Source organism: Nitrospiraceae bacterium (assembly GCA_019637075.1).
Taxonomy (GTDB): domain Bacteria; phylum Nitrospirota; class Nitrospiria; order Nitrospirales; family Nitrospiraceae; genus JAHBWI01.
The window spans coordinates 395,252-419,347 of the sequence record JAHBWI010000001.1 but is presented as its reverse complement, the minus strand read 5'-3'; the positions used below and the strand labels follow the sequence as shown (position 1 = coordinate 419,347).

At 59.7% G+C, this 24,096-nt stretch carries 30 protein-coding genes and 1 tRNA gene; 10 read left to right on the top strand and 21 right to left on the bottom strand.

The genetic code is table 11. The features are described from left to right. Positions 1–110 precede the first annotated feature (110 nt). From KF814_01985 to KF814_01970, 4 genes are all read left to right on the top strand, one after another. On the top strand, positions 111–1,352 hold the full coding sequence (locus KF814_01985) for a hypothetical protein (GenBank protein MBX3234897.1): 1,242 nt from the start codon (positions 111–113) through the stop codon (positions 1,350–1,352). Positions 1,353–1,406: 54 nt separating this feature from the next. Continuing rightward, positions 1,407–2,336, top strand: coding sequence for a PhzF family phenazine biosynthesis protein (locus KF814_01980; protein ID MBX3234896.1), 930 nt, complete (start codon positions 1,407–1,409; stop codon positions 2,334–2,336). 310 nt (positions 2,337–2,646) lie between these two features. Continuing rightward, on the top strand, positions 2,647–3,675 hold the full coding sequence (locus KF814_01975; GenBank protein MBX3234895.1) for a zinc-binding dehydrogenase: 1,029 nt from the start codon (positions 2,647–2,649) through the stop codon (positions 3,673–3,675). A gap of 114 nt (positions 3,676–3,789) precedes the next feature. After that, the gene (locus KF814_01970) at positions 3,790–4,224 is read left to right on the top strand and encodes a CBS domain-containing protein (protein MBX3234894.1); all 435 of its coding nucleotides are present in this window, start codon (positions 3,790–3,792) and stop codon (positions 4,222–4,224) included. Between the two features lie 399 nt (positions 4,225–4,623). Here KF814_01970 and KF814_01965 read toward each other — a convergent pair whose 3' ends face one another. The 3 genes from KF814_01965 to KF814_01955 all read right to left on the bottom strand — a co-directional run bounded on the left by KF814_01965 (position 4,624) and on the right by KF814_01955 (position 6,189). After that, positions 4,624–5,136, bottom strand: coding sequence for a MogA/MoaB family molybdenum cofactor biosynthesis protein (locus tag KF814_01965; protein ID MBX3234893.1), 513 nt, complete (start codon positions 5,134–5,136; stop codon positions 4,624–4,626). A 177-nt stretch (positions 5,137–5,313) separates the two neighbouring features. Continuing rightward, entirely contained in the window at positions 5,314–5,640 is a 327-nt protein-coding gene (locus tag KF814_01960; GenBank protein ID MBX3234892.1) for a (2Fe-2S) ferredoxin domain-containing protein, read from the bottom strand. A gap of 105 nt (positions 5,641–5,745) precedes the next feature. Then, positions 5,746–6,189: a gamma-glutamylcyclotransferase gene (locus KF814_01955; GenBank protein ID MBX3234891.1), complete on the bottom strand. Its 444-nt coding sequence runs from the start codon at positions 6,187–6,189 to the stop codon at positions 5,746–5,748. A 196-nt stretch (positions 6,190–6,385) separates the two neighbouring features. On the opposite strand from KF814_01955, the gene KF814_01950 reads away from it, so the two are divergent. Further along, complete coding sequence (locus KF814_01950) at positions 6,386–6,841, top strand: hypothetical protein (protein ID MBX3234890.1); 456 nt, start codon at positions 6,386–6,388, stop codon at positions 6,839–6,841. Here the strand turns inward: KF814_01950 and KF814_01945 are convergent. After that, complete coding sequence (locus KF814_01945; GenBank protein MBX3234889.1) at positions 6,831–7,157, bottom strand: Rieske (2Fe-2S) protein; 327 nt, start codon at positions 7,155–7,157, stop codon at positions 6,831–6,833. The genes KF814_01950 and KF814_01945 overlap by 11 nt on opposite strands. Before the next feature lie 184 nt (positions 7,158–7,341). Between KF814_01945 and KF814_01940 the strand changes: the two genes are divergently transcribed. Continuing rightward, positions 7,342–7,887, top strand: a complete 546-nt coding sequence (locus KF814_01940) for an HNH endonuclease (GenBank protein ID MBX3234888.1) — start codon at positions 7,342–7,344, stop codon at positions 7,885–7,887. A gap of 98 nt (positions 7,888–7,985) precedes the next feature. Here the strand turns inward: KF814_01940 and KF814_01935 are convergent, their stop codons facing one another. Then, positions 7,986–8,438, bottom strand: a complete 453-nt coding sequence (locus tag KF814_01935; protein ID MBX3234887.1) for a hypothetical protein — start codon at positions 8,436–8,438, stop codon at positions 7,986–7,988. Positions 8,439–8,605: 167 nt separating this feature from the next. Here KF814_01935 and KF814_01930 point away from each other — a divergent pair, with 167 nt between their 5' ends. Together KF814_01930 and KF814_01925 are read left to right on the top strand one after the other, a co-directional pair. After that, on the top strand, positions 8,606–9,259 hold the full coding sequence (locus KF814_01930; GenBank protein MBX3234886.1) for a bifunctional precorrin-2 dehydrogenase/sirohydrochlorin ferrochelatase: 654 nt from the start codon (positions 8,606–8,608) through the stop codon (positions 9,257–9,259). A gap of 56 nt (positions 9,260–9,315) precedes the next feature. Next, a complete protein-coding gene (locus tag KF814_01925; GenBank protein ID MBX3234885.1) occupies positions 9,316–9,624 on the top strand; it encodes an MTH1187 family thiamine-binding protein in 309 nt (102 codons plus the stop codon). Positions 9,625–9,634: 10 nt separating this feature from the next. Here KF814_01925 and KF814_01920 read toward each other — a convergent pair whose 3' ends face one another. From KF814_01920 to KF814_01845, 16 genes are all read right to left on the bottom strand, one after another. Continuing rightward, positions 9,635–11,050: a DUF4403 family protein gene (locus KF814_01920; GenBank protein MBX3234884.1), complete on the bottom strand. Its 1,416-nt coding sequence runs from the start codon at positions 11,048–11,050 to the stop codon at positions 9,635–9,637. A 55-nt stretch (positions 11,051–11,105) separates the two neighbouring features. After that, a complete protein-coding gene (locus tag KF814_01915; GenBank protein MBX3234883.1) occupies positions 11,106–12,080 on the bottom strand; it encodes an MCE family protein in 975 nt (324 codons plus the stop codon). 9 nt (positions 12,081–12,089) lie between these two features. Next, positions 12,090–12,857 carry an ATP-binding cassette domain-containing protein gene (locus KF814_01910; GenBank protein ID MBX3234882.1) on the bottom strand — a complete coding sequence of 256 codons (768 nt, stop codon included), beginning with the start codon at positions 12,855–12,857 and terminating at the stop codon, positions 12,090–12,092. Positions 12,858–12,879: 22 nt separating this feature from the next. Beyond that, complete coding sequence (locus KF814_01905) at positions 12,880–13,659, bottom strand: ABC transporter permease (protein MBX3234881.1); 780 nt, start codon at positions 13,657–13,659, stop codon at positions 12,880–12,882. Positions 13,660–13,746: 87 nt separating this feature from the next. After that, positions 13,747–14,910, bottom strand: coding sequence for an alanine racemase (alr, locus tag KF814_01900; GenBank protein ID MBX3234880.1), 1,164 nt, complete (start codon positions 14,908–14,910; stop codon positions 13,747–13,749). Positions 14,911–14,935: 25 nt separating this feature from the next. Continuing rightward, the gene (frr, locus tag KF814_01895) at positions 14,936–15,499 is read right to left on the bottom strand and encodes a ribosome recycling factor (GenBank protein MBX3234879.1); all 564 of its coding nucleotides are present in this window, start codon (positions 15,497–15,499) and stop codon (positions 14,936–14,938) included. A 12-nt stretch (positions 15,500–15,511) separates the two neighbouring features. Next, a complete protein-coding gene (gene pyrH / locus KF814_01890) occupies positions 15,512–16,237 on the bottom strand; it encodes a UMP kinase (GenBank protein MBX3234878.1) in 726 nt (241 codons plus the stop codon). Next, on the bottom strand, positions 16,234–16,830 hold the full coding sequence (tsf, locus tag KF814_01885) for a translation elongation factor Ts (GenBank protein ID MBX3234877.1): 597 nt from the start codon (positions 16,828–16,830) through the stop codon (positions 16,234–16,236). The genes pyrH and tsf overlap by 4 nt, the downstream gene beginning before the upstream one ends. Positions 16,831–16,893: 63 nt before the next feature. Next, complete coding sequence (gene rpsB, locus KF814_01880) at positions 16,894–17,664, bottom strand: 30S ribosomal protein S2 (protein ID MBX3234876.1); 771 nt, start codon at positions 17,662–17,664, stop codon at positions 16,894–16,896. 229 nt (positions 17,665–17,893) lie between these two features. After that, a complete protein-coding gene (gene argJ / locus KF814_01875; protein ID MBX3234875.1) occupies positions 17,894–19,102 on the bottom strand; it encodes a bifunctional glutamate N-acetyltransferase/amino-acid acetyltransferase ArgJ in 1,209 nt (402 codons plus the stop codon). Positions 19,103–19,160: 58 nt separating this feature from the next. Continuing rightward, positions 19,161–20,243, bottom strand: coding sequence for an N-acetyl-gamma-glutamyl-phosphate reductase (gene argC / locus KF814_01870; protein MBX3234874.1), 1,083 nt, complete (start codon positions 20,241–20,243; stop codon positions 19,161–19,163). A gap of 123 nt (positions 20,244–20,366) precedes the next feature. Continuing rightward, a complete protein-coding gene (gene rpsI / locus KF814_01865) occupies positions 20,367–20,759 on the bottom strand; it encodes a 30S ribosomal protein S9 (protein MBX3234873.1) in 393 nt (130 codons plus the stop codon). A gap of 41 nt (positions 20,760–20,800) precedes the next feature. Next, a complete protein-coding gene (gene rplM / locus KF814_01860; GenBank protein ID MBX3234872.1) occupies positions 20,801–21,232 on the bottom strand; it encodes a 50S ribosomal protein L13 in 432 nt (143 codons plus the stop codon). Positions 21,233–21,279: 47 nt separating this feature from the next. Further along, complete coding sequence (locus KF814_01855; GenBank protein ID MBX3234871.1) at positions 21,280–21,771, bottom strand: bifunctional nuclease family protein; 492 nt, start codon at positions 21,769–21,771, stop codon at positions 21,280–21,282. Then, a complete protein-coding gene (locus KF814_01850) occupies positions 21,771–22,226 on the bottom strand; it encodes a bifunctional nuclease family protein (GenBank protein MBX3234870.1) in 456 nt (151 codons plus the stop codon). Before KF814_01850 ends, KF814_01855 begins: the two co-directional genes overlap by 1 nt. Before the next feature lie 228 nt (positions 22,227–22,454). Next, positions 22,455–22,733, bottom strand: coding sequence for a Fe(2+)-trafficking protein (locus KF814_01845; GenBank protein MBX3234869.1), 279 nt, complete (start codon positions 22,731–22,733; stop codon positions 22,455–22,457). Positions 22,734–22,868: 135 nt separating this feature from the next. Between KF814_01845 and KF814_01840 the strand changes: the two genes are divergently transcribed. Further along, positions 22,869–22,955: transfer RNA gene (locus KF814_01840), tRNA-Leu, on the top strand. 249 nt (positions 22,956–23,204) lie between these two features. Then, positions 23,205–23,975: a hypothetical protein gene (locus KF814_01835; GenBank protein ID MBX3234868.1), complete on the top strand. Its 771-nt coding sequence runs from the start codon at positions 23,205–23,207 to the stop codon at positions 23,973–23,975. Positions 23,976–24,096: the final 121 nt, after the last annotated feature.

Here is a 24,096-nt window from a genome sequence, read left to right as displayed (position 1 = left end):
TCGCTCCTCTCGCTGCCTCACCGGCTCCGTAGGTTGCCGTATTTTTTCCCCCTCTCGACTGCCTTGCCGCAAAGGAGTAGACTTCCGCCTCCACTGATACCGGAGGCTCCATGACTGGGGATTTGCCATTGCTCCAGCCCCAGATGATCTTCAAGGATCGCGCAAACTATCGTCAGGTACTGATCCGCGAAATGGACGCGGGCAAGATCCCTCTGTCCCTCGGGCGTGACTGCCCGGTGAAGTGCGAATTTTGTTACGAACTCGACCATTCCTACCGCGAAACACTCGATCCTCCGAAAACCTCACTCGAGGATTGGAAGTTCATTCTCGACTACATCAGCAACAAACCGACCGATCCGAAACAGTTTTGGTGCCTTGGCGGCAACGAATACATGGAATGGACCGACCTCTTTCTCCATCCCAAGGCGATGGAGTGGGTCGAGGACTTCCTGAAGTACACCGACAAGAATATCCAATTCTTCACGGTCGGATATGTCCATGTGCCGAAGATTCACCAGCTGGCGATGCAGTATCCGGGGCGCATCAACTTCGAGCTGTCCGTCATCACGTTGAGCGACTATCGGCAGCGGCTGATGCCGCATGCGCCTTCGGTCAAACACGTGATGAAGGTGCTGGATGGGCCGGCCGTGTCCTCCGCGAACTTCTACAGCTTCGACGCCGACACGATGTCCAAGGATGCGAAGACCATCTCGGCCATCAACCAACAATGCGTGCTCTGGATGGGGACCCTGACTCCGGTGAGAGGGCTGCGGGACGAGACGGCCGACCTCATGCGCCAGGGGAGGCGGCATCTGGCGGACGAGGCCGTGAGGATCTATGACGCGGCGCTTCCCAACCTCCAGACCATTCACACCGAGGCCTACACTACGGCGTTCCTGAGTCGCAGGCGCATCTTGAGTCTCTTCGACTCGCTTGAATTGGAGAAGAAGGACACGGTGGTGACGGCCTGGAGCGTCTACAAGATCCTGAGCGTCGGCCGGAAGAATCGGGCCAAATTCCTTTACGTGCCCAACGCGATGCTGCGCGGCGACTCCGACTGCACGGTGTTGCTGACCTTCGACGATATCGCCAAGCGCCTCACGGGGCAGAAGGTGATTCACGTGCCGAAGTGCGTGATGCAGTCCGGGCGCGGGCCCTACAGCGACATCACCGGGGTGACGCTCGAACAGTTCACCAAGAAGACGGGCGTCAAGGTGAAGGTGCTCCACAAGATCGACACCCGCTTCGCCAACCAGCAGCTCTACCGCAACGGCTCGCTGCAGTATTACGTCGAGGAATATGTGCGCCATCCGATGAGGCAGGCCTACGAATCCATACCCCGGCCATCTTGAAAAAACGGCTCGCTCGGCGCAACATGCCGCTAGGCGCCATCAGAGGGAGGGGCAATGGGCGGCAAGCGGACTCTGCAGTTTTATCAAGCGGACGTATTCACCAATCAACCGTTCGGCGGCAATCCGGTGGCGGTCTTTCCCGACGCCGATGGCCTCTCCGACGACGAGCTTCAGCAAATCGCCAGGGAGATGAATCTCTCTGAAACCGTGTTCGTCTTCCCGCCTACCGATCCCGCGGCCGTGGTCAAGATCCGCATTTTCACGCCGACGCAGGAAATTCCCTTCGCGGGGCATCCGGTCATCGGCACCTTCTTCGTGCTCGGGACTTTGAAGCGCGTGAACCTGCTTGAGCCGATCACGCGGCTGCTGCAGGAGTGCAATTTGGGCCTGTTTCCCGTGGAGGTCCATTCGCACAAGGGCGAGATCGACCGGGTGGTGATGTCGCAGCCGGCCCCGCAGTTTCTCGACGTGGTGGAGATGCCGGAGGACCTGTTCCACATCGCGCGCGCGCTCGGCATCAACAAGTCGCTCATCACGGAGACCCATTTCCCGGTGCAGGTCGTTTCGACCGGCTTGCCGGTGATGATCGTGCCGGTGCGGACGCTCACGGCGGTGAGGCAGATCGTCCCGGACGTGTCGGCCGTGGCCGAACTCTGCCAGCGCTTCGGGGCGAACGGCATGATGGTGTTCACGACGATGACGGTGGAGCAATCCTCGCACGTCCATACGCGGATGTTCGCGCCGCTGATCGGGATCGTGGAAGACCCCGCGACCGGGAGCGCGAGCGGGGCGCTCGGCGCCTACTTGGTGCAACATGGTGCGGTGGACGTGGGAGAAATCAGCGACATTACCTCCGAGCAGGGGTACGAGATCGAGCGGCCGTCGCGCATCTTCATCCGCGTGATGTCCGAGGACGATGCGATACAGGGAGTGACGGTGGGAGGGCAGGCGGTTATGCTCGTCGAGGGGAGTTTGTCGTTTTGAGCGACGGCGGGTCCTGTCAGCGAGGAGCCCGATCTGTCCTCGCGCCCCGCCGGGTGTAGGGACCCCGCTACGGGCGGGACCTGGCGCCCACCTCGCTGCCACCCGCCGCGTTCACTATCTCCGCTGTGCATGGGGTAAGTGGTTAGCAGGTGAAAATGGTACGCCTCAGTCGCCCTGTTCCTCGTGGCCTCGTTATCTGGCGTTCTGATCGTCCTGTTACGCGTCGAGTGAGCCCTGAATGAATGAAAGAGTTTAATGTCAGAATTACGAGCTTGTGCCTTCGTATGTGTCACCTAATGTCTGAGGACCTATGAACGCTGTTGTGTTTCACGAACATGGTGGACCGGGGAAGTTGCAGTATCAGAGTATGCCGGACCCGGTCGTGGGGGCGGATGAGGTGCTGGTGCGGGTGAAGGCCTGCGCCCTCAATCACCTCGATATTTGGATCAGGCAGGGGAGCCCGGCCTATCCGATGCCGTTGCCGCATGTGTCGGGATCCGATATCGCCGGGATCATCGAGCAAGTGGGTTCACAGGTGCGGGACGTCGCGGTGGGCGAGCGGGTGTTTGTGTCGCCCGGTGTGAGTTGCGGCCGCTGCGAACAATGTCTGGCCGGGGAGGACAACCGTTGCCGCTCCTATGGTTTGATCGGCGCGATGTGTCACGGCGGCTATGCCGAATTGGTCAAGGTGCCGGCGCGCAACGTATTTCCGATTCCCGGTTCGCTGAGCTTCGAGCAGGCGGCTGCCTTTCCCCTGGTGTCGGTGACGGCCTGGCACATGCTGTTTGCCCTGGCCCACGTGCAAGTCGGTGAGACGGTGTTGATCATGGGAGCGGGAAGCGGGGTCGGCCACATTGCGATTCAGATGGCAAAGCTGGCCGGTGCCCGGGTCATCACGAGCGTGGGCAGCGACGACAAGATTGCCAAGGCCAAGGCGATCGGGGCGGACGAGGTGATTCATCATGGGCGGGAGCAGGTGAACCACCGGGTGCGCGAGTTGACGCAGAAGCGCGGCGTCGATGTCGTGCTGGAACATATCGGTCCGGAGGTCTGGGCACAATGCATCGATTCGCTGGCGAAGGGCGGGCGGCTGGTCACCTGTGGTGCCACGACCGGAGCGGAGGTGAAGTTGGATCTCCGGTACGTGTACTCTCGACAGCTCACGATCAAGGGATCGTACATGGGAACCAGAGCGGAGCTGCTCAAGGCGGCCAAATTGGTCGGAGATGGCAAGTTGAAGCCTGTCATCGATCGCGCGTTTCCGCTGCAGGAAGCGAAAGCGGCGCAAGAGTATCTCCTTAATAGACAGTTTTTTGGTAAGATCGTGCTAGTCTGTTGAACAGACTAGAGAAGATTTGCCATAAGCTCAGTTTGAACATGAGCTGACAAATGTTGTGTGCTCATACGGGAGGCCGGTTTCATCTCTTACCGATCCATAGAAAGGGGACTGCATATGCCGATGGTTTCGCAGATCATGACGAAGAATCCCAAAAGCGTGGGGCCCGCCACCTCGATCCGGAGCGCAGCCAAGACGATGCGTACCGCGAAGGTCAGCTCGCTGTTGATCAAGAAGGGCAAGGCGCATATCGGCATCATCACCGATACCGACTTGGTCCGCAAAGCGCTCGGCACCGATAAGAACGTCGCGAAGATGACGGTGGAAGACATCATGACCACGCCGCTCTGCTCCATCGAAAGCGACAGCACCGTCGACGAAGCGCAGGACATGATGGGCGATCTCAACGTGCGGCATCTGGCCGTGACCAAGAACGGCAGCGTCGTCGGCATGGTTTCCGTTCGCGACCTCTTGGCGCACTACAAGCGCTATGCGCAGTCGAAGATTTCGACGGAGGTAAAGTATTCCGAACCAAAAATCAGCCAGGATTGACGGATGATGAAAATGGTCCCCAACTTTGTTCTCGGTCGCACGTCTCCCTGCGACGTATCCCAGAGGGTACGCCTCAGTCGCCGTGCTTCCTGGGGCCTCGTTGGGTGACCATTTTGATCATCCTTTTCGGATACTCAAGCGCTCGCCTGCGGCCTTGGCGTGGTGAGGCGTGTCTTGGCGCGCCGGGGCTGGGCGGGTGAGAACTCGGAGCGTGTCTCGTGAAATGTAAGTCGAGTGGGGACGCGAATGGCTGAGGGTGGATGGCGCACAGCCTATGGCGTATAACGTATGGTCAGAGGGGATGTCGCTCGGCGTTCATGGGAGTGATGTGCTGACGGCTGATTGCGGCATGCTGAGCCCTGCCCCTACGGGATGCGCCTTACGAGGGGCGCTTCACGCTTACTTGCTCAGTTCTTTGACGAGGTGACCGAGTTCGGGGAGGATGAGTTTTTCCATCGCGAGGCGGACGGCGTTTTCCGAGCCTGGAGTGGAGAAGAGGACGCGGCCCTTGATGATGCCGGCGGTGGCGCGGCTCATGATGGCCGGTGAGCCGATTTCCTGATAGGTCAGGTAGCGGAAGACTTCGCCGAATCCGTCCAGCCGTTTTTCCAACATCGCATCGACTGCTTCAAACGTGGAATCCCGCCGCGAGATCCCGGTGCCGCCGTTGATGATGATGGCCTGCACCGCGCCGTTCGCCAACCCTTCGGCAATCCGGTCCTTGATCTGCGCCGGTTCGTCCTTTACCAGGTGATAGGCCGCGACGCTGTGACCCTGTTCCTTAAGCAGTTTGTGGATCAGCTGCCCGCTCGTGTCGGTTTCAGGCGTGCGCGTGTCGCTGCAGGTGATGACCATGCAGCCGATGGAGCGAGGGGCGTGGTGTTTGTGTTCTTTGTGACTTGGCGTGCTCATGTTGATCGGATGATGAAAATGCAGCCAGGATTCGAAACTATCCAGCTGCCGCCCACGACTCAACTCGCCTCGCGCCTGCGGTCTTGCTTGCGGAATGGCGCGTCCCGGCGCGCCGGGGCTGGGCGGGTGAGATAGCAGCCGTTTTGAGTATCCTCAAAGAAATGGAAGAATTCGGGACTACTTCCAGACTCCGTCCGGATTGAGCTTCGCTGCCGGCTTACCGCCCTTGATGTGTTCATCGAGGATGGTGGCGACATCGGCTTCCGTGACCTTCGAGTACCAGGTATTGTCCGGGTAGACGACCACCGTCGGTCCCTGTTCGCAGGGGCCGAGGCAGGAGGAGCCTGTGACCAACACTTCACCGGGCATGATACCGCGCTGCATCAGACCCATGTTGAAGGCCATGAGGAGCTGTGCCGATCCCTGGCCGCCGCAAGAGGGCTTCGGATGGCCGGGGGGACGGGCGTTGGTGCAGACGAGGATATGATATTTCGGCTTCGGCATGGTCTCTCCTTGATAAAGAGCTGATGGCGTATGGCACGTGACAGGAAACCGGGACTCAGGCTCCTGCCATTTTCGATAGGCTAGCAGCCATACGTTCTTGCTGGGTTACTTCGGGCTGTACAAACCCCACTGTTCGATGCATTCCTGGGGGAGCTTCCACTGCTTGAGCCCCTTCATCACCCAGTCCAGGTAGTGCTGCTTGGGCTTGAACTTCCCGATAGGGTTGGCGGCATGGGTCGTGACGAGGATCTTTTCGTTGTCCTCAGTAATGACCGTGACGGGCAGGTGGCGATAGGCGCCCTGCGGCACATCGTTTTCGAACTCGTCGAGGATCTTCAAATCTTCGTCGGTGATCTCGAAGACCGAGCCCCAGACCTTCTCGCCCGGCGAGGGAATCACGCTGGCGAGTCCGCAACGCCACTGGGTGGACCACCGGCAAAACTGGATCGAGTGGTCCGGAAGATAGGCGTTGAACAGAAACTTGTGTTCGGGGGCGCGACGCTTGAGTTGGGTCGGGTTCAAATTGTCGGCGTAGAAGAAAAATTTCATCGGGACGTACTGCTCCCTCAATCATAAATGGCAGTGGTCGATACTTGTAGCATAGCCCCGCGCGGCGTTGTCAAGGCCGCAGGGACGGTCGGGCCTTCGATGACGGGCGCAAGCCGGCTCCGTTGACAGTGCCGCCGGCCCCTTTTATGATTACGAGCATCGATCATCGGCGAACCCATTCTATCTTTTCCAATCCATGAGCAAAGCGATTCATTACGGAGTGCTGGTTTTGCTTGCGGCCGGCGTGTTGATCTACCTGTGGCTGACGCCGCCGAGCATCAACCCCGTGACCGATCCTCGGGCTGCGGAAGCGTTGGCGCTGGTGCAGACGCACCGCGCGGCCGGCTATCCCACGATTCTTCAAGCCTTCAACGAGCGGGTGCGGATTCAAAAAGCACGGGGGCTTGGCTTGCGGTTGGGCGAATGGCGCGTCATCAAGCAGGATGGGCAGCGCTACGAGATTCGGATCAACATGCGCGAGCAGGGGACGAATCAGTGGTTCGAGCGGGAGTTCATCTGGCACGTGGATTTGGAAAGCAAGCGCGTGAACGCCGCTTCGCTGCCGGCCGACGGGTTGATGCCGGAAGGTCCTCCCGAGCGTCGTCCCGACCCCTCCAAACCCAATTCCCCGCCGCTGCCGCCTACAACGTAAGCGGCACCTTCACCTGAATCTCTTCTCCTAAGACTCGCACCTCGATCACCGGCACGCGGATCTCCGGATTCTCCTGCCGTTCGCCCGTTCGCACATTGAATCGCCAACCGTGCCAGGGACAGACCAGGAGTTCCCCCTGCAACTGCCCTTCGCCTAAGGGGCCCCCCGCGTGCGGGCAGGTGTTGTCGACGACTCGATAAGTTCCTTCGACGTTACAAAGAGCCAGGAAGATCCCCTGTACATCCACCGTTCGGCAAGTCCCGGGCGGGATGTCTCCTACCTTTGCGATCGTGACGTATTGTGGCGGCGATTCCATGTGATTGTGTGTGCCTCTCGCTGTGGGTGCGCGCGGCTCAAGTCTGCGTAACATCAAGGCCGGCCGGCCTCAAATGCTTGATTTCATTGGTCGCATATGGCATAGAATCATGGGAAAGGAGTCTGTCGTCGGCATTTTGCTATCCTTATCATAAGTGCACGCATAGGAGACCGTCGGAGCTACTATGGAAATGACCTTGTTGCTCAACTCGACCTATGAACCGCTGCGCGTCCTCCACTGGCAGAAGGCGATCACGCTGCTCTGGCAGGGGAAAGTCGAAGTTCTCGAAGTCTACGATCGCGAAGTCCACGGCATTTCGATTTCCATCAAACTTCCGTCCGTTATGCGGTTGCTCAAGCTGGTCAAGCTGAAGGACAGCCACCGCGCCGTCAAGTTTTCGCGCATCAACATCTTTACCCGTGACGGCTATAGCTGCCAATACTGCAATCACAAGTTCCGCACGGAAGAGTTGACCTTCGACCACGTCGTGCCGATCGCCAAGGGCGGCCGCAAGACCTGGGAGAACATCGTGACGGCCTGCTGGCGCTGCAACAACCGGAAGAGCGGGCGGACGCCCGACGAAGCCAACATGCGGTTGATCAAGAAACCCGTGAAGCCGCGCTGGAGCCCCACGGTCACGATTACGATCGGCATCCGGAATACGCCGGAAAGCTGGCGTGACTATTTGTACTGGAACATGGAGCTCGACGCGGACCCCTCCGGCCCCTAATAGGCACTGGGTGAGTCGGGATGTTTTCGTTTGACCTGTCTGGTTTCGGACTGGCCCTCGATCTCAATCCAGAGCATGTGCTGGTGCACGTGGTTCCGCTAGTAGACCTTGTCGATCGTAATGTTCACGTCTTTGCCGCCCGGTAGGGTTGGGTTCTTGTCGTAGCGGCCTTCCATGTCACCCGGTTGGGGTTGGCCGGCTTGGCCGTCTCGGTCGACACGGGCAATCACATCCACCATCCCTTTCAGTTCCGTTCCCTTGACCATCACATCGTCGCCGGTGATTTCGAACGACACCGGGAACTTGGGTTGGTCGAACCGTTTGGCCGCGATCGGCCGCGGCGGACCGGATGGGCGGCGCACAATCACGAACAGGACGTCGGTCGGCTTGAGCTGCGAGGCCAGTTCCGGGGCGATCCGCACCTGGCCGGCGATCGAGCCGCCGCCCTGGTCCGGCTCCCCGATATGTGCGATGCCGAAATAGGCGGCGAGGGCCGCCAGCCCGATGATGCCGCCCGCCATCAGTATCGATCGTCCTGTATATCCTGCCAAGATGTGCTCCTTTGGTGAACGCCTCGCGGCGCGCAGTCCGCTCAAACCCCGGCATTATACCCAGGGCTCCGGTCAAAGGGGAACCGGCTCGGCGGGTTTACGCTGGGAAAAGGGCTGTTGTATGATACGCCTTCCGTTTTCGCAACCGCTGTTGGAGGAACACGATCATGGCTGCTAATCCAGGATTTCAGATCTCGCTCGACGTACGCGGATGGCCGGTAGTGGTGATCGGTGGCGATGAAGAAGCCGCCGAGAAAACGCAGCGGCTGCTTGAATCGGGCGCCAAGGTGACGGTCATCAGCCCTTCGCTCATCGAACCGCTGCGGCGGCTGGCGGCCTCCGCCAAGATCATCCATCGGGGCCGGCATTTCCGTGCGACCGACGTCGAAAGTGCGATTCTGGTGTTGAACGCCCTGCGAGGGGATCGTGAGATGGGCCAGGCGTTGATCGCGATGGCCCGAGAACAGAAGTTCCTGCTCTGGTCGGTCGACATGCCGGAATATTCCAACGTCGTCATGCCGGCGGTCGTGAACTGCGGGCATCTCCGCGTGGCGATCAGCACGAGCGGACAGGCGCCGGCATTGTCCGGGTTCATGAAGGAAGATATGGAGCGGATCTTCGACGCCGAGTTTGCGGCGTTCATCGATTGGCTCAGTCAGTTGCGGGAGCAGGCGAAGAAGAACGAACCGGACGCCGAGAAGCGGCGCGCGCTGCTGCGCGAGGCGTTGGACGGGTTCCGTCTGCTGGGCAAGGTGCAATATCCGAAAGTCTGGCTCGATCAGCGGGCCGGCGTGGCAGCGGGGGAGAAGCGCGAATCCTAAGAAGGCGGCTATCGGCCGCCGGCTACACAGCGATCAGCTCCGAGGAGTCTTCGACTATGGTATTACTGGAATTCAGCATGTCGCCGTTGGGAAAGGGTGAAAGTGTCGGGAAGTATGTGTCCCGTTCGTTGGACATCATCGACAAGAGCGGGGTCGATTACCGGCTCAACCCGATGGGGACGGTACTCGAAGGCGAATGGGACGAAGTGTTCGCCGTCGTGAAGAAGTGTTATGAGCGGATGCGGAAGGACTGCGGCCGCATCTCCTGCACGATCAAGGTGGATGCGCGCAAAGGCGCCAAGGGTCGGCTGGGGTCGAAAGTGGCGAGCGTCGAAAAGCGGCTGAAGCGGAAACTTAAAGTCTAGCCGGTACGCCTCAAGGGGTTGCCTGGCTCGCCGTGACGTCGTAGTGCAGTTCCCCCGCGATCTTAAACGAGGCGGACAGTCCCTCGGGATGAAACGCCAGGCTCTTCAGGGTCAGTTCCTCCACCCTGCCTCGTAATCGCCCGCCTTTCAGCGGCCGGTTCAACCCCTTCTCAACCTGTCCCCGCATCGCGTCCAACTCATCTCGGACTGGAACTGTGACATGCTGCGCCAGCAGGTCGCGCAGCGTGTCGTGGAGATAGGCTTCGGCAAAGTCCGTAACCCCGGTCCGCTCCTTGATCTGATAGTCGAAGCGCTTAAAGAGGATCTGTCCCGCCGCCTCGTCATACTCGGGGGTGCCCTTCAGCACGACCGTGTAGGGAAGCAAGCCGCGCAACACGAGTTCTACCGCGGCCTGTTCACCGGCCGGATAGAGTTTCGCATCGGCGATTCGGACCATTCCCACCCCCAGCGACCATTCTTGTCCCACCACGGCCTCGCGCAACCGCTGATTGGCTTCTTCCATTGGGATCGCGGCATCGAATGTGACTCGGAATCCATCGGGTGCGCCGCCGTCGCCGAGTTCAGGCAGCGGACGTAGGGGAACAGCCGGCTTGGCACCACGTACGACGGCCGGATGGGCGGTAATGCCGAACCCGGCAGTGAGGGTCGTGGGCGTCGGCTGGACCGCTCCGGAACCGACGGCTTCCGGATGCACAAGGAGCCAGAGGGAGGCGGCTTCATCCAATAGCAGTGGTTCATGCAAATCCCGCCACACCTCGACCATGGCTGCTTTCAGCGAGAGGGCCTGTTTGGCCTTTTGGTCGGCCATAGGCAATGCTTGCTGCAGCTCGCTGCGATAGACCTGCAGCATCAGCGGCGTGGCGTCCACGGTCCGCTCCTGCATGAGGCAGGAGCCTTTCGGTTCGACGGACGCGATATTGGTGGAGGGAAGGAGTTGGTAGCTTCGGCCGTACCCGAAGCGGGTTTCCATGCTGACCGACAACCGACCGGCTCCCGTCGCGGGAGATTCGAGGCCGCAGGTCGCCAGTTTGGTGATGGTGCCCTTCACCTTCTTGGCATATTCGACCCCGAACGGGAGTACCGATTGTGTGCGTACAGAGGCCGCGGACAGCGAGTGCTCGTGATCGCCCGGCCAAAGACGATATTTGAGAAAGCCGGTGCCGCCGCCCAGCGTGATCCACTCGTTTCCGTTCGCCCGTCGTTCGGACAGCTCATCGTGGACCTGTTCGTAATACTGTCCGATGGCATCGGCAGAAAAGGGAATGTGGACCGCCATGCCGGATGGGGGGGGCGTGGGTTGCGCGGATTGACCAGCCGAGGCTGTTTCCGAGGCCATGCCCAGCCCGAGTACGACACAGGCGCTGAGTAGGGGGAGGAGGCAAGCGTGGAAACGACGAGAACCCATGAACCGACTATCCAATATTCGCTGGGCCAAGGCAAGGGGGATGCGCCGGGGATGGCTAGAACACCGAGAGCTTGAGGTATTTCTTGGGATTCTTCTTCACTTCCGCCACGAATTGTTCGATCTCTGTGAGCAGTTTGTCGGTCCGCACATAAAGTTCGTCGTTGGTAACGAGCTTGCCGACGGTTCCTTCACCATGCTCGATTTTCGCAAGCAACGTTTCGCCTCGGTTAGACAGGCGGTCGAGCTTATTGTAGAGGTCGGGGTCGGCCAATTTGGCCAGGGTCCCGTTCTGATTGTTCAGCTTCTTGGTCAATTCTTGTAGTTCCCGGACGGCCGTGGCGGCCCTGGCATAGAGATCCTTGTCGGTCATCAGTTTGCCGACCGTGCCCTCGCCTTTTTCCACCTTCTCCAGCAGCGCGAGCCCCTTATCCGAAGCGCGATCGATCTTGCCCAGGACTTCTTTCGATCTGTCGAACAGTTCTGGGTCATTGACGAGCTTGCCCGTGGTGCCCTGGCCCTGGGTGATGGCCTTGAGGGCCAATTGAATCTGTTCGAGCGCCGCATTGACCTTCTCGATGGTGACCGAGGCGGTGGCGGCGAGGTCCGTCATGTCGGTTTCGGGCTGGCCCACGATGACGCTGTTGGGGGGGAGCGGCGGCTGATTCGGGCTGCCGGGGGCGATCTCCAGGAATTTGTCGCCGAGCAGGCCGAGGGCGCGAATATGGATGGCCGCGTCCTGCCGAATGTGAATTGCTGCCGCTTGCTGCACCGTGAACTTGATCTCCACCTGAGCAGTCTCGCCGGAAATCGCGATGCCGTGGATATTGCCGATGTCCACGCCGTTCATCCGCACCGGGCCGCCGATCTTCAGCCCCTGCGTATGGGGGACCAGCGCGCGGAACTTGGTTTTGTGCTGGATCAGCCCCATGCCTTCCTCAAGGTTGAGAATCATGTAGGCGAGGATGGAGAGGGCGACCACGACCAGCAGGCCGATCTTGACTTGCGACCAACCTAATTGGGATTGTCTCATCGTCGGTTTCTATCCCTTCCCGCGTTTGGCCAGCGCGTCCCATTGGTCCGGCGAGAGCGATGCCGGGTCGAGGAACCCGCGAATGGCCGGATCTTCCCGCCCGGACAGGTCTTTGGGCGTCCCCTGAAATGCGATTCGGCCCCGTTGAATCATGATGATGCGGTCCGCGACACGAAACGCCAATTCGAGGTCGTGGGTGACGATGACTTGTGTGACGCCCTTGTCCTTGAGCTTCAACACCAGCCGACCGATCGAGAAGGAGTTCATCGGATCGAGGCCTGCAGTCGGTTCGTCGTACAAGAGGATCGAGGCGCCGCTGGCCAGGGCTCGAGCAATCCCGACGCGCTTTCGCATCCCGCCGCTCAAGTCGGCAGGCATCTTGTCGATCGTGTCTTCCAGTCCGACAAATTGCAGGCTTTCCCGCACGGTCGACTCGATTTGCTCATCCGAGGCCAGCTGGTGCTCCCAGAGCCGGTAGCCGACGTTCTCCCGCACGGTAAGGGAGTCGAACAGGGCCGCACCTTGGAACACCATCGCCATCTGCCGGCGGATGTGGGGGAGCTCGCGATCGTGGAGCCTGGAGATTTCTTCGCCTGCCACTTGAATCGAGCCGCTTTCCGGCTTGTGGAGACCGAGGATCAGGCGAAGGATCGTCGTCTTCCCCGAGCCGCTGCCGCCGAGGATGACTTTGGTTTCACCCGGTGCGACCTGAAACGACACCTCTTCCAATATTCGCTTGTTCCCCAAGGTCAGAAAGACGTTCTCCAGCGCGATCATGGTCGTGGCCTTCTCTGTCCTGTCACGAAATCGCCATGAAGAGTTTGGTGATGAAGAAGTCCGTCGCCAAGATCAGGATCGAGGACGACACCATCGATTGCGTCGTGGAGATGCCGACCCCGACCGTGCCGCCCTTCGTCGAGAAGCCCGCGTAGCAGCCGACCATGGCGATGAGGAAGCCGAACATCGCCGGCTTGAGGAGCCCCAGGACGAGGTCGCGTTGGCGGAGGGCTTCGAAGGCCCACGTCCAATAGAAGTAGGAGTCGATGCCGAGATAGAGCCGCGCGACGAGCCATCCTCCGAACATCGCGACACCGTCGGCGATGATGGTGAGGAGGGGAATCATCACGAGGCAGGCGATCAAGCGCGTGGTGGCGAGCTTGTGCACCGGGTCGGTACCTTCGGCGCGCAAGGCGTCGATTTGTTCCGTGACCGTCATTGAGGCCAACTCGGACGCGATGCCGGTGCCGACCCGTCCCGCGATCATCAGCGCGGCGAGGACCGGGCCCAATTCACGCACGACCGAGGTGCTGATCAGGCGGGAGACATAGATCGTCGCTCCATAGGGTTCCAGCTGGACGGCGCCCTGCAGGGCCAGCACCATGCCCGTGAAGATACCGGTCAGCACGACGATGAAGAGCGACCCAACGCCGATTCGATCCATCTGGATGATCGTTTCGCGCAGGTAGAACGGCGGCCGGACCAGGTTGATGAGCGTGTGCACACAAAGAAGGGTGAACTCCTGCACCACCAGGAGGTAGCCGAGAATTGAATCCCTGACGTGATAGACCGCAGTCACCATCGAACTCCCGGAGTAGGTATTCGTGCTTGGTCAGACCATTATAGGGAAGACCCTACGAAGCCACAATGAAGATTGCGATTGGTACGGTCACTGAGCGGAAGCGGGATCGGCCGGTTGATAGATACGCGGGACCCTGGTGCCGATGGCGCAAAGCACCTCGTAGGGGATCGTTTGCAGCCAACCGGCCATTTCCTCAGCCGAGATGCCCTCCTGCTCCTGACGACCGATCAGGACCACCGGATCGCCGATCGCCGCACCCGGACAATCGGTGACGTCGATCATGGTCATGTCCATACAGACCCGGCCGACGACCGAAGCCCGCCGTCCCCGCACTAACACTCGGCCGCGATTGGACAGAAGCCGGTTATAGCCGTCCGCATACCCGACCGGCAGGACTGCGATACGGGACCGCCGCGTTGCCACGAACGTGCGGTTGTAGCTGACGCTGGCTCCCGCCTCGACGGTGCGAAGGTGGGCTACGGTGGTCTGCCACGAGAGGACCGGCCGCAACGTCACGCCGGAGGGGAGGGCCGGAAGTGTGTGGTAGCCGTAGAGCATGATCCCAGGCCGTACGAGCCGGTGGTGGGACGAGGGATGAAGCAGGATCCCTGCGCTGTTGGCCAAATGGACGAGCTCGGGCAATCGACCTTCGCGTGTCAGAAGGCGTATGGCTTCATCGAATTCATGGATCTGGCTCTGGGTGTACGTGGGGTCCTGATTGTCCGCGTCGGCCAGGTGGCTCATGATGCCTTCGAGGCGTAATGTCCCCCTGAGGAGGGCCGGCGAAGCGACCGTCTCCGCGAGTTCTTGCAGGGTGATGCCGAGCCGTCCCATGCCCGTATCGACTTTGAGGTGGACAGGGTAAGCGGTGCTGCCGGGTGTGAGTCGATCAACCTCCGCTGCGAACCGCTGCACCAGCTCGGAACGGTAAAGAACCGGAGTCAGCTTGGCGCTGATGAGATCCGGAAATTCCCCTGCGGTGACAGCACCCATGACGAGAATCGATGCATCGACGCCGGCGGCGCGGAGGGCGGCACCTTCGTCGACTGTGGCGACACCGAATTGCGCAATGCCGAACTGCCGGAGGGCATTTGTAATCGGGACCGCGCCATGCCCATAGGCGTTGGCCTTGACGACGGCGAGGATGCCACAGGCAGCCGGAATGCGCGACCGGACCTGGGTGAGGTTATGCGCGAGGGCACGGAGATCGATGCAGGTGAACGTGGGAAAGGGATGGGCAGAGTTATGCACGCAGCTCGTCGCAGCGGAATAAGGGCTAAACTTCCAGGATCTCGCCTTCCTTTTTCTTCAGCACGTCGTCGACCTTCTGGACGTACTGATCGGTCAGCTTTTGGATTTCGGCTTCGGCCTTGCGGAGTTCGTCTTCGGTCAGCTTGCTGTCCTTCTGGAGCTTCTTCAACTCATCGTTGCCGTCGCGGCGGAACGCACGGATCTGCACTTTTACATCTTCTCCGTGCTTTTTGCAGACCTTGATGAGTTCCTTGCGCCGTTCCTCGGTCAGCGGGGGCAGTGGAATCCGGATCAGCTTGCCGTCATTCGACGGAGTCAGCCCAAGGTCGGAGGCCATAATCGCCTTCTCGACTTCCTTAATGAGATTTTGTTCCCACGGTTGCACGGTGATGAGGCGGGCTTCGGGCGTCCCGATGTTCGCGACCTGCTTCAGCGGCGTCGGAGTGCCGTAATAGTCCACCTTGATGCCGTCCAGCAATGCCACAGAGGCGCGCCCTGTCCGGAGCCCTGCGAGATCGCGCTTGAGATGCTCCAGCCCATGCTCCATCTTGTCCGTGACTTTCTGCTTTACCGCCTGCGCTGTCGACATGCTTCGCTCTCCCTACCGGCTTCCGACGGTTACGACCGTGCCGATCTGATCCCCCTGGACTACTCGCTTGAAGTTCCCCTTTTCTTTCAGATTAAACACAATCAAAGGGAGGCGGTTGTCCATGCAGAGGCTGATCGCGGTGGAGTCCATAACTTTGAGATTTTGGTTCAGGATCGAAATGAACGGAATTTCGGAGTACATCTTGGCTTGGGGATTCTTCACCGGGTCACTGTCGTAGATCCCGTCGACTTTGGTCCCCTTCATGATGACTTCGGCCCCGATTTCCATGGCCCGCAAAGATGCGGCGGTGTCGGTGGAGAAATAGGGGTTGCCGGTCCCGCCGGCGAAGATCACCACGCGCTTTTTTTCGAGATGTCGGATGGCGCGGCGTCGAATGTACCCTTCGGCCAACTGACGCATTTCGATGGCCGACTGGACCCTCGTGCTGACGCCTTTGCGTTCGAGGGCGTTCTGCAGCGCCAATGCGTTCAGCACCGTCGCCAACATGCCCATGTAATCGGCCGAGGCCCGCTCCATACCCCGCGCGCTCGCCGCGATCCCGCGGAAGATATTGCCGCCGCCGATGACGACCGCTACTTCCACGTCCATCGCGACGACGTCGGAGATTTCTTCCGCGAGTCCTTCGAGGATCGAGGGTTGGATGCCGTAACCCTGCTCACCGGCCAGCATTTCTCCGCTGACTTTCAGCAGAATGCGCCGGTATTTGGCAGAGCTCATGCTTGGCCTAGTTGGTAGCGCGTGAATCGGCGGATGTTCATGTTCTCGCCGATCTTCGCGATCTTTTGGGACAACAGGTCTTTAATGGTGACGGACGGGTCCTTGATGAACGCCTGTTCGAGCAGACAGCTCTCTTGGTAGAACTTTTCGAGCTTGCCCTCGACGATCTTTGGCCAGGCGGCGGGCGGCTTGCCCATCTCCTTGGCCTGGGCCTCATAGATGGCCCGTTCCTTCGCGACCACGTCGGCCGCAATGTCTTCCCGGCGCACGTGCGCCGGGGTGGCGGCGGCGACCTGAAGGGCCAGGTCGTTCACGAAGGACTTGAATTCCTCGTTGCGGGCCACGAAGTCGGTTTCACAATTGACTTCGATGAGCACGCCGATCTTTCCACCCGCATGGATGTAGGCGTGGATGAGACCCTGGTTGGTTTCCCGTCCCGCCTTCTTCTGGGCGGCCGCCAAGCCCTTCTGACGAAGGAAGTCGACCGCCTTCTCCACATCGTTGCCGTTTTCCGTCAGTGCCTTCTGACAATCCAAGATGCCGGCACCGGTTTTCTCGCGTAGTTCTTTGACCAATTCACTCAGGCTTGCCATGGACTCCTCGGTTCTCTCCCACTGATGATGTTATGCGCGATACCGGTTGTTGCGTCAGGCGCATTAGGACGCTGCAGGGACGCTCTCCAGGTTGACCGCTTGCTTGTCACCGGCCGGGGCCGCGGCAAAGTCGGTTTCTTCCTGCTGCGCCCGCAAGTGCGCGCCTTCGATACAGGCATCGGCGATACGGGAAATGATCAGCTTGATCGAACGGATCGCATCGTCGTTGCCCGGGATCGGATACTGAATGTGATCCGGGTCGCAGTTGCTGTCGACGATGGCGATGACTGGGATCTCCAGCCGGTTGGCTTCGAGCACCGCGATGTGTTCGATGCGCGTGTCGAGGACGAAGACCGCGCCGGGGAGGCCGCGCATATTGCGGATGCCGGACAGGTTCTTCTGCAGCTTGACGACTTCCTTCTGCATCTGGCCGAGTTCTTTTTTCGTATGCCCCTGATGCGACGGGTCCGCGATCGTGGCTTCCATCTTCTTCATCTTGTCGATGCTGCGCCGGATGGTCTGGAAGTTGGTCAACATGCCGCCCAGCCACCGCTGGTTCACAAAGAACATGTTGGCACGTTTAGATTCTTCTTCCAGGATGTCGGCCGCCTGACGCTTGGTCCCGACGAACAGGACCGACTCGCCGGCCGCCACCGTATCACGGGCGAAGGTATAGGCCTGTTCCATCCGATCGACCGTCTGTTGAAGGTCGATGATGTAGACGCCGTTTCGCTCGCCGAAGAGGAACCTCTTCATCTTCGGGTTCCAACGGTTGGTTTGGTGTCCGAAATGGACGCCCGCTTCCAATAATTCCTTGATTGCAACTACTCCCATACCTTCACCTCCCTCCGAAGCCTGCAGAGCGCTCGGCAAAAGCCGTAGGCGAGGGGGATGTCCCCCTTGTTCTCAGGCTGCGCAGCGTGCGCATCACGCTGGTGTGGATTTGAATAAAAAGTCCCTGTTGTCAGGGGCTTACGAACGATCTCGCAGGAGAGTATCTCCTTGCGCCAAAACGAACGAACGCTAGCACAATCCCTGGCACATTGCAAGCTTGCGAATGGCTTTACGACCGGTAACTGGCATTGATTCGCACGTATTCGTAGGACAGATCAGTCGTCCACATGTGCGACGATGCCTTGCCCTGGCCCAAATCCACCAGGATCGTGAATTCCCGCTGTTGGAACACCTTCGTCAGACCCTTTTCGGCCTCAGCGCCGAGACCCTGTCCGTTCCGCACCATCGGCACATTGCCGAATTTCAGGCTGACTAGGTTTTGATCGATGGCCACGCCAGAACGACCCAGGGCTGCCATCACACGGCCCCAGTTGGCGTCACCTCCGAACAGCGCAGTCTTGACCAGGTTTGAGGTTGCAATGGTCTGCGCCACCTGGCGCGCCGCTTCGACGCTCTTGGCCTTCACGACCTCGATACGAACGACCTTTGTGACCCCTTCGCCGTCCCAACAAATTTTGAGAGCCAGCGTCCGGCAAACGGTCTCCACCATCTCGCAGAATCGCGCGAAATCCGGCGTGCCGGGCTTTAGGGTCAGGTTGCCGGCCTTGCCGTTGGCGAGACACAGTACGGTGTCGTTCGTGCTCGTGTCCCCGTCGACGCTGATACAGTTGAACGACCGGTCGACTGCCTGACGCAACGCACGCTGCAGCGCTTGCCGCCCGATGACCGCGTCGGTCGTGAGGTACCCGAGCATCGTGGCCATGTTGGGGTGGATCATGCCGGAGCCTTTCGCCATCCCTCCGACCGTCACAAGGGTGCCGCCGAGACGAGCCTGCATTGCCGCCTGCTTGGGCTTGAGGTCGGTAGTCATAATCGCTTTGGCGGCATCCACGCCGCCACGGCGACTCAGTCGTTCCAGCAGCGCCGGTACAGCCGCTTCGATCTTTTCGACTGGGAGGGGTTGCCCAATCACACCGGTCGATCCGACAAACACCGTATGCGCGGGTGTTCGCAGAGGATCGGCGATGATTCGTGCCATGATCTCGGCGACCTTCATGCCCTTTGCGCCTGTGCATGCGTTGGCATTGCCGCTGTTCACGAGGATCGCGCGGCCCTGTCCTTTGCGGAGGTGCTGACGATCAAGCAGTACCGGCGCCGCGGCCACCCGGTTCAGGGTAAAGACGCCGGCAATGGGGCCCGTTTCCTCAGACACGATCAAGGCCAGATCCGGCAAGACTTTCTTCTTGATGCCGCAATACATACCTGCGGCTAAAAACCCTCTAGGGGCGGTCACACCGCCCGAAATGTCCTTCATCATTCGTCCTTTGTTGGGATGAGGAGGAAACCGTGTCCCTGGGGCAAGGTCGACGCGCCGGTTACGGATAGATGCCAGGCGCAGTCAAGCCCATCTCCTCGGGAAAGCCCAGCATCAGGTTCATAGCCTGGATGGCCTGACCGGCTGCTCCCTTGATCAGGTTGTCGATCGCCGCCACCGTGATCACCTGTCCCGTGCGCGAATCCACATGGACGGCGAGGTCGCAGTAGTTAGCGCCGCGGACGTGCCGCGGATTGGGCATCGCGCCTTCGAGGATGCGGACGAAGCGTTCGCCCTTATAGAAGTCACGGTATTTCGCCCGAAGGTCGTTTGCGTTCAGTCGGCCCTTCACGCGCGCGTACGCTGTGCTCAGAATGCCTCGATTCATCGGGACGAGATGCGGTGTGAAAGTGATGGTTGCGCCTGGAGGATCGCTGGCCTGGGTGCCGGCTGCCCGCGCATGTTTGACCGCGAGGCCGGTCAACTCCTGCTCGATCTCCGGAATGTGCCGGTGTTGTCCGATCTTGTAAGGTTCCAACGATTCATGGGCCTCAGGGAAGTGGTAGGCGAGTGCGGGGCTTCTCCCGGCACCGGACACGCCGGACTTGGCATCGATCACAATGGAGTTCGTATCGATGAACCCATGCGCCACCAGCGGTGCCAGCTGAAGGATCGCTGCGGTGGGGTAGCAGCCAGGAGAGGCGACCAGGTTGGCCTGTGCGATCGCAGTTCGGTGCAATTCCGGCAAACCGTAGACCGAGGATCGAAGCAATTCAGGATGGAGGTGCGCCGTTTGATACCAGGTCTCGAATGTGCGCAGGTCCCGTAACCGATAGTCGGCACTGAGGTCGACCACGCGTTTGCCGGCTTTCAAACAACTCGCGACCGGCTCCATCGATTTCGTGTGGGGGAGGGCAAGGAAGAGCAAATCGGCTCTTTCGGCCAAGGCTTCAGGAGCCAGGGCTTCAAAGGACAGGGACACGATGCCCTGTAGATGAGGATAAACCGAGAAGACGGGGCTTCCCGCGGATTTTTCCGAGGTGACCGCCGCCAATGTGACTTTGGGGTGCTGGGCCAACAACCGCACCAGCTCTGCCCCTGTGTATCCGCTCGCACCAGCAACCGCTACCCGTACCGATGTCATCGCACGCCTCCCGATCCCTACGCACAACCCATGGGCAGCCTTTGCTCCAGGGCCGGCGGCAATAAAAAAGGGAAGGCCCAGAGGAGCCTTCCCTTTTTGGTATGTTCAGGCTCCAGGCCTTCGTTACCGCTTCGAGTACTGGAAGCGCTTTCTGGCCCCTTTCTGACCGTATTTTTTCCGTTCCTTCACGCGCGAGTCGCGGGTGAGGAGGCCTTCCTTCTTCAGCGGGCTGCGGAATGCCGCGCTCATGATCACGAGCGCCTTGGAAATCGCATGCCGAAGCGCCCCGGCTTGTCCCGCCGGGCCGCCACCGTGCACGGTGGCGCGCACGGAATACTTGCCGTTCACGCCGGCCAGTTCGAGCGGAAATTGAATCACATTCCGGAGGGTCGTCCGCGGGAACGCTTTCTCAAGCGGCTTTTCGTTGACGACAATGTCTCCGGCCGAGGCGGTCACCCATGCCCGGGCGATTGCGCTCTTCCGTTTCCCAGTTGCGTACTGCGTCATTGCTGCCATATCAGGCGGCCTCCTTCACAAAGCGAATCGATGCGTGAATATCAAAGTGAGAGCGATTCCAGTTGCTGGGCTTGATGCGGATGCGTAGGTCCCGCATAGACGCGCAGTTTCTTGGCCATATGCTTTCCGAGCGGCGTCTTGGGCAACATACCCTCGATCGCGCGGGTCAGCAGCTCGGTCGGATGCCGACGGAAGAGATGTTCGGCGGTCATGGTCTTCAATCCGCCCGGATACCCGGTGTGGTAGGCGTAGGTCTTGGTTTCCATTTTGTCGCCGGTCAACACGATTTTCTCCGCGTTGACGATCACCACATGATCGCCGGTATCGACGTGGGGGGTGAAGGTAGGCTTGTGTTTGCCGCGGAGCAGGCTGGCCACTTTGGCCGCCAACCGTCCGAGGGTCTTGCCTTCGGCATCCACCAGGAACCACTTCCGCTGAACATCTGCCGGCTTTTCGAGATACGTCTTAGTCATGGTCTCCATCACTCCTGCAAGGGACAATGCATCGCCGAGGCTGGGCCTCAGGCTTGTTGAGGTTCGCTGTTCTTCTGATCCAACTTTGAGATCCAGGCGTCCAGATGGACCGCCGTGCGGCGATTCAGGACGTCCCGGGTTGCAAAGATGGGGCAATTTGCGCGAATGGCCAAGGCGATAGCATCGCTCGGTCTCGCGTCGAGCGTGCGCTGCACGCCCTTCGAGGAAAAGGCCACGGTGGCGTAATAGGTGCTGCCCTTTACGTCCGTGATCACCACACGTTCGATTTGCACGCCAAGGTGATTGGCAAAGCTGCGAATCAAATCGTGGCTCATGGGGCGGGGTGTTACCACCCGCTCCATCGCCAGGCGAATAGCGTTTCCTTCCGCCGATCCCACCCAGATGGGGAGCGTCTCAGTCGCATCCTCGCTCTTGAGGACGACGATCCGGGTGTCCGTGTTGCTGTCTTCGACGACCTGCTTGACCGTGAGGGGGACGAGCTCGGTCGCGGACGGCTGGTTGGAGGCTTCCGCTGACATTAGGTATCCAGTTTTCCGAAATCTTCCGGCTTGAGGTTTTCAAGCCACTGCTCGAGTTCTTCAGACGATTGCTTCTTGATGACGTTCTCGTTGGCGAAGATCGGGGCGTTGGTTCGCAGCGCAAGCGCGATCGCATCGCTCGGGCGGGAATCCACCGTATATTCCGAATCCTCGTACATCAAATGGATTTTCGCGAAGTAGGTGTTGTCGCTCAGGTCGGTGATGACCACGCTGATGACCTTTGCGTCGAAGGTTTCGAGGAAGGACTTCATCAGGTCGTGGGTCATCGGACGGGGGGCCGTCACATTTTCCATGGCCAACCCGATGGCACTCGCTTCGGATTTCCCTACCCAAATCGGCAACATGTCGGAATTGTCTTCGTCTCGCAACACCACTATATAGGCATTGTTGTACGGGTCGAAAATCAGTCCCTTGACCCGCATCTGCGTAATCACGGCGTCAGTGTCCTTTGCGTATCCGAGCCTGAAGACTCAAGAATAGGGTAATCTAGCACTTCTGAAATCAGAGTGTCAATGAAACGAGACGGGACAGTCGCGAATTTGCGGGGGAATTCCAGCGGGTGATGCTGTTGCCCCCTTTTCCTCCTGCTCGCCATCCCCATCCCGAATGGAGTCACGGTTGCAAGGCGAGGGGAGGTCGGGGTTACGGATCGTTTCTCTGTACTAGCTGGTGGGGCGAAAATTTTGGTCCAGTTTGGAGGTGTCTGTCTGTTCTCCCAATTTGAGGAAGGCTTTCATCTGCTTTTTCACCAATTCCCGGCCGCTCTCATCCCCGAGGTTTACCTGATACTCGTTGATGACCATCACGCGCATGCCTTCCCACTTCTTCCAGCAGGGTTTGCAAACCTTCGCTTTGATCTCGGCTTCCAGTTTGCCCAAAAACAACATATCGGTAATGGCTTCGCCCGTTTGCCCGCACGTCACACACTGCACCTCTGCCATACTCGCCTCCGTAGTTCTGATCGACTGTCGAGGCATTCTAACACCGGCTGGGTCGAGAAACAAAGAGTGCACGACCCGTTGAATCTCCAGCAGCTTCGTGTTAGAAGTGTCCCCCTTCTCGCCGATCACCCCGATGCCCGGATGGCGGAACTGGCAGACGCGCCGGACTCAAAATCCGGTTCTCGCAAGAGAGTGGGAGTTCGACCCTCCCTCCGGGCACCATACGCGTAACAGGCCCCTTGTCTTGAAATTGCACGCTCGGCGCTCTGGCAATCTCGCGTTCCTATCGCACCCATCGGCAGTTTTTTACAGCAGGACCCAACATAGTGGATAAATCGATGGAATACCTCTTGACATGATGTGGTTAATAGCCTATAGTTCCGCCGTCTTTGACCAGGATTATCATGACTATTTCGGTTCATCGTTCATCATCAATCCTCATCAATTTACAACTCACTAAGGAGGCAGCACATGCGTAAGGTGTTGGCACTAGGAGCCGCGGCGATTCTCGTTGGCTCTGTGAGTGTGGCAGCAGCTCAAGAGCGTCTGCAGCAGTCGGCCGCCGGGTCCGCCATGGGCGTCGGTACGGGAGTCGGCGACGTGTCCGGCAGCTCAGGCCGCACCCAGACTTTTGATCGGAATGCATTCCTGGAGCGTCTCTCGCTCCCGGAAACCGTCTATGGCCGGGTGTTGGCGATCGATTTGCCGGCGAACAAGATGCATCTGGAAACGGGTGGCAGCTCGCATGACGAAGGACGAGCCGGAACTGGGGCCATGAGTTCCCTGACCGTCTACTTCGACGACAAGACCAACATGGATCAGATCCGGACCTTGAATGCGGGTGATGACATTTCGCTCCAGGTCTTGGAAGCGACCACCAGTCACCAGCAGTACGGCACGGGCCGCAAACTCGTCCGCGAAGTGTACCTGATTCGCGGCAACGAGAAGCTCGCGGGTTTCGGTGGTCTCGGTCAGAGACCGAACCCGGCGACCGAGCGCGGTATTGAGACGAACAGCGGCGCGATCACCGGCGGTATCCCGGGTGGTGTGTTGCCCGGCACGATCAACTCCGGCGTCGTGACCACGACGGTCGGCGAGTTCACCGGTGCGGCTCCTTGCTGGAATTGCGAACCGCAGCCAGGATGGGGATATCAGACCGTCACTCCGGAGACCAAGGTTCAGAACAAGTCTGATTACGGAGCTGATGCTGCCAAGCCGAACCTGTTGAAGGGCTTGCAGTAAGCTGATTCTTCCGCCGCTCGCGGCGTGAGAAGGATAGGGCGGGGTGCTTCACGGGAAGCACCCCGTTTTTTTTGCTTTGGACATTCCCTTGCAAGGATGAAATGTGGTTGTTAGCATGCGA

What these genes read in the sequence shown, in the direction of transcription:
- KF814_01985 (MBX3234897.1), top strand. Translation starts at nt 111, where the DNA reads ATGACTGGGGATTTGCCATTGCTCCAGCCCCAGATGATCTTCAAGGAT.
- KF814_01980 (MBX3234896.1), top strand. Translation starts at nt 1,407, where the DNA reads ATGGGCGGCAAGCGGACTCTGCAGTTTTATCAAGCGGACGTATTCACC.
- KF814_01975 (MBX3234895.1), top strand. Translation starts at nt 2,647, where the DNA reads ATGAACGCTGTTGTGTTTCACGAACATGGTGGACCGGGGAAGTTGCAG.
- KF814_01970 (MBX3234894.1), top strand. Translation starts at nt 3,790, where the DNA reads ATGCCGATGGTTTCGCAGATCATGACGAAGAATCCCAAAAGCGTGGGG.
- KF814_01965 (MBX3234893.1), bottom strand. Translation starts at nt 5,136, where the DNA reads ATGAGCACGCCAAGTCACAAAGAACACAAACACCACGCCCCTCGCTCC.
- KF814_01960 (MBX3234892.1), bottom strand. Translation starts at nt 5,640, where the DNA reads ATGCCGAAGCCGAAATATCATATCCTCGTCTGCACCAACGCCCGTCCC.
- KF814_01955 (MBX3234891.1), bottom strand. Translation starts at nt 6,189, where the DNA reads ATGAAATTTTTCTTCTACGCCGACAATTTGAACCCGACCCAACTCAAG.
- KF814_01950 (MBX3234890.1), top strand. Translation starts at nt 6,386, where the DNA reads ATGAGCAAAGCGATTCATTACGGAGTGCTGGTTTTGCTTGCGGCCGGC.
- KF814_01945 (MBX3234889.1), bottom strand. Translation starts at nt 7,157, where the DNA reads ATGGAATCGCCGCCACAATACGTCACGATCGCAAAGGTAGGAGACATC.
- KF814_01940 (MBX3234888.1), top strand. Translation starts at nt 7,342, where the DNA reads ATGGAAATGACCTTGTTGCTCAACTCGACCTATGAACCGCTGCGCGTC.
- KF814_01930 (MBX3234886.1), top strand. Translation starts at nt 8,606, where the DNA reads ATGGCTGCTAATCCAGGATTTCAGATCTCGCTCGACGTACGCGGATGG.
- KF814_01925 (MBX3234885.1), top strand. Translation starts at nt 9,316, where the DNA reads ATGGTATTACTGGAATTCAGCATGTCGCCGTTGGGAAAGGGTGAAAGT.
- KF814_01920 (MBX3234884.1), bottom strand. Translation starts at nt 11,050, where the DNA reads ATGGGTTCTCGTCGTTTCCACGCTTGCCTCCTCCCCCTACTCAGCGCC.
- KF814_01915 (MBX3234883.1), bottom strand. Translation starts at nt 12,080, where the DNA reads ATGAGACAATCCCAATTAGGTTGGTCGCAAGTCAAGATCGGCCTGCTG.
- KF814_01910 (MBX3234882.1), bottom strand. Translation starts at nt 12,857, where the DNA reads ATGATCGCGCTGGAGAACGTCTTTCTGACCTTGGGGAACAAGCGAATA.
- KF814_01905 (MBX3234881.1), bottom strand. Translation starts at nt 13,659, where the DNA reads ATGGTGACTGCGGTCTATCACGTCAGGGATTCAATTCTCGGCTACCTC.
- frr (MBX3234879.1), bottom strand. Translation starts at nt 15,499, where the DNA reads ATGTCGACAGCGCAGGCGGTAAAGCAGAAAGTCACGGACAAGATGGAG.
- pyrH (MBX3234878.1), bottom strand. Translation starts at nt 16,237, where the DNA reads ATGAGCTCTGCCAAATACCGGCGCATTCTGCTGAAAGTCAGCGGAGAA.
- tsf (MBX3234877.1), bottom strand. Translation starts at nt 16,830, where the DNA reads ATGGCAAGCCTGAGTGAATTGGTCAAAGAACTACGCGAGAAAACCGGT.
- rpsB (MBX3234876.1), bottom strand. Translation starts at nt 17,664, where the DNA reads ATGGGAGTAGTTGCAATCAAGGAATTATTGGAAGCGGGCGTCCATTTC.
- argJ (MBX3234875.1), bottom strand. Translation starts at nt 19,102, where the DNA reads ATGATGAAGGACATTTCGGGCGGTGTGACCGCCCCTAGAGGGTTTTTA.
- argC (MBX3234874.1), bottom strand. Translation starts at nt 20,243, where the DNA reads ATGACATCGGTACGGGTAGCGGTTGCTGGTGCGAGCGGATACACAGGG.
- rpsI (MBX3234873.1), bottom strand. Translation starts at nt 20,759, where the DNA reads ATGGCAGCAATGACGCAGTACGCAACTGGGAAACGGAAGAGCGCAATC.
- rplM (MBX3234872.1), bottom strand. Translation starts at nt 21,232, where the DNA reads ATGACTAAGACGTATCTCGAAAAGCCGGCAGATGTTCAGCGGAAGTGG.
- KF814_01855 (MBX3234871.1), bottom strand. Translation starts at nt 21,771, where the DNA reads ATGTCAGCGGAAGCCTCCAACCAGCCGTCCGCGACCGAGCTCGTCCCC.
- KF814_01845 (MBX3234869.1), bottom strand. Translation starts at nt 22,733, where the DNA reads ATGGCAGAGGTGCAGTGTGTGACGTGCGGGCAAACGGGCGAAGCCATT.
- KF814_01835 (MBX3234868.1), top strand. Translation starts at nt 23,205, where the DNA reads ATGCGTAAGGTGTTGGCACTAGGAGCCGCGGCGATTCTCGTTGGCTCT.